This window comes from Chamaesiphon sp. OTE_20_metabat_361 (genome assembly GCF_031364565.1).
The window spans coordinates 1-2,323 of sequence record NZ_JANLWO010000072.1; the positions used below are offsets into that span (position 1 = coordinate 1).

General features: G+C 45.8%; 4 protein-coding genes and 1 pseudogene. 3 read left to right on the forward strand and 2 right to left on the reverse strand.

The window, feature by feature from the left end; translation table 11 throughout:
- Both RMO35_RS01930 and RMO35_RS01935 read right to left on the reverse strand, forming a co-directional pair.
- Positions 1-243 (reverse strand): hypothetical protein (locus RMO35_RS01930; protein WP_309738180.1); only part of this gene is annotated, 243 nt, incomplete at its 3' end.
- Positions 234-680: a hypothetical protein gene (locus RMO35_RS01935; protein WP_309738181.1), complete on the reverse strand. Its 447-nt coding sequence runs from the start codon at positions 678-680 to the stop codon at positions 234-236. The genes RMO35_RS01935 and RMO35_RS01930, both read right to left, overlap by 10 nt.
- A 432-nt stretch (positions 681-1,112) precedes the next feature.
- Here RMO35_RS01935 and RMO35_RS01940 point away from each other — a divergent pair, with 432 nt between their 5' ends.
- The 3 genes and pseudogenes from RMO35_RS01940 to RMO35_RS01950 form a co-directional block, all read left to right on the forward strand.
- The gene (locus RMO35_RS01940; protein WP_309738182.1) at positions 1,113-1,742 is read left to right on the forward strand and encodes a phycobiliprotein lyase; all 630 of its coding nucleotides are present in this window, start codon (positions 1,113-1,115) and stop codon (positions 1,740-1,742) included.
- Positions 1,743-1,792: 50 nt separating this feature from the next.
- On the forward strand, positions 1,793-1,951 hold the full coding sequence (locus RMO35_RS01945) for a hypothetical protein (protein WP_309738183.1): 159 nt from the start codon (positions 1,793-1,795) through the stop codon (positions 1,949-1,951).
- A 168-nt stretch (positions 1,952-2,119) separates the two neighbouring features.
- Positions 2,120-2,323: pseudogene (locus tag RMO35_RS01950) on the forward strand (hypothetical protein); the annotation flags it as partial.

The window sequence follows — 2,323 nt, forward strand, 5'->3', positions numbered from 1 at the left end:
GACGCAATCTGCATCCGCATAATTTGTGACTAGCGCATCTGCCACATCGCCGATCGAGTGACGCTCGAATCGATTGATGCCCTTGATGGGGGCGTTGGTATCAGGCAGATGTAGAGATGTAAAGACGCCAATACCGACAGAGCCAGTTTCTAAATCGATCGTCATTTCACTACAGGGAGTCGCCATCGATCGGTAATTGTACCGATCCGTCAGCTCGCCAATGCAATTGACAACTACTTCCACCGCCTGGCGAGCAACTGTTCTTCTAGAGCTGCAATCCGGTTGTAGGCAGCAGTCAATTGAGCGGTGAGGCGCTGGATTTGAATTTGTGGCGCTAGATCCTGCTCTTTGATTTGGTGTTGGCTGATTTCTACACCGCTACTATCGATGAGTACATCTTGCTGGGCGATAACCCACTCCGATGTATCGTGCCGATAATTGGCACCACTGGGCAGATCGGCATAGCCATTGCGGCGGTAGTTAGGGTGTGCGGATAACCGCCGCATATCGCTGCTAGCGGGTTGTGACTCCTCGCGGCTGAGTGGGTGCCTAATCGATGTTTCTTCCCCACTGACATGCGGCTCGGTCGGCTCGAACTGCTGATTCAGTCGATCGATAATCTGATAGACTCGATCGACCTTGCGGGTCAAGGTACTAATCTGTTGCTGGATTGATTCCATTTCATACCTCATAGTAATTTCCCTCGATCTTAGAGAGTAAATCTGGATTTGTTAACTTATTGCTGAATTATTTAACTTTTCATAAGAATTGCAATCTTAATTATTAATTAATGATATAGAGGTAATTTAACTCCCATCAGTAAATAGCAACTATTATTTGACTACTATTTAATTAAACTCGATCGCGATCGGCATCATCCTTTGATGTCACGCAGCAACCTATTAGACCTCCTGCGAAAGTAAAAACAAAATCTTCGCTAGTATTTTTTCGTCTATTATTCCCCCTAAAGCCTAAAGCCTAAAGCCTGACTTTCGCAGCAAACTACGGTTTAAATCGCTAGTAGATAACATAGATTGCTCGATCGAACTCATCGACCTAGGTTAACCTTGCTAAAATAGAGTTCCAGTCGCGCGCAGCAAAATCGCTAAAAAATGCTAGAAATTGAAGACTTCTTTTCGGCTTGTGTCGGCACATGGAAAACCGAGCGAACCTACCATTATGTCCGTCACAATGAAGTAGAGCGATCTTATACTGAATTTAATGTAGCTGGACTAGAATCAGCCGAGAAATATCAGATTTCTTCAGCTTTTCTGCCAGTTGGTAGTATTGGCGCACCGGAGGAGATCGCCCAATTTCCGGGCTTTAGAATTGGCTTTGCTACGGTATCCGAAAAAGGCGAACAAGTTTCGATGAATCTCAAGGCGCTATTCGTCCCTGAGAGCGCAATTGCCGCACCACACCTATTAGCCGTCGATCCTCTCGCGCCAGCTCTACCGCTAGCGGCAAAAATCGCTGAAAGTTCAGAACTAATCCGGGGCTTATATCTGCGGGATGAGGGTTATTCGGAATCAGGTGCAATTACGGGTCGGTTTACCTATCAACCTACCCGCCAAACTTTAGAATTGGTAACATATTATAGTCGATCGGTCGCAGTAGACCAAATTCGCTTGATAAGTGACAAGTCTCGACTGCGGACGATCGTCACTTATCGGCGTCCTCAGCCGGGTGAGGTGCCAACGGAGATCGACTTGGTAGGTTTTGGTTTAGAGCAAAAATCCTAAATTAATTGAGAATTGAGACTTGAGAATTAAAAGATACCAGGGTGAAATTAATGCCCCGTTTGTATCGAATTAACTCTAAGTGGATTGTCATCAACAAGTATGATATTACCAGTACCGAACTCTACTTCCGATCGCCAGCAAGTTGGCATAGCACTACAGAATGTGCTATGATTTTGCAGCACGATCCAGGAAAATATCGCCTTTACTAATTAGGTTTTAGGCGTTAGGCGCAGTGCCGCAAGGCGGAGCTACGCCAACGGCGATACTTTGGCTGTCGCTTAGTACGAGTCGATCGCTGACCACTGCTCACCAGACAGGTTTAACACTTATCACCACAGTTAAATAATTAATTAGCAATTATTAACTATCAATTAATTATGAATAATCCCGATCGCAAATCAGATCTAGCTCTAAGCGGCACTAGTAAAATTGCTAAGCGCAAGATCGAACCCGACAGCTTGCAAAAAGTCGAACGCGGTGGCATCGATACCTACCGGGCACCATCCGAGCAATCGGTAGTCTTTCAACAGTCGCGAGCTTGGTCGCGAGGCATCGTCTGGACGATTTTGGGGATTACGACT

Coding starts and splice junctions, on each gene's coding strand:
- RMO35_RS01935 (WP_309738181.1), bottom strand. CDS start 680: ATGGAATCAATCCAGCAACAGATTAGTACCTTGACCCGCAAGGTCGAT.
- RMO35_RS01945 (WP_309738183.1), top strand. CDS start 1,793: ATGCCCCGTTTGTATCGAATTAACTCTAAGTGGATTGTCATCAACAAG.
- RMO35_RS01940 (WP_309738182.1), top strand. CDS start 1,113: ATGCTAGAAATTGAAGACTTCTTTTCGGCTTGTGTCGGCACATGGAAA.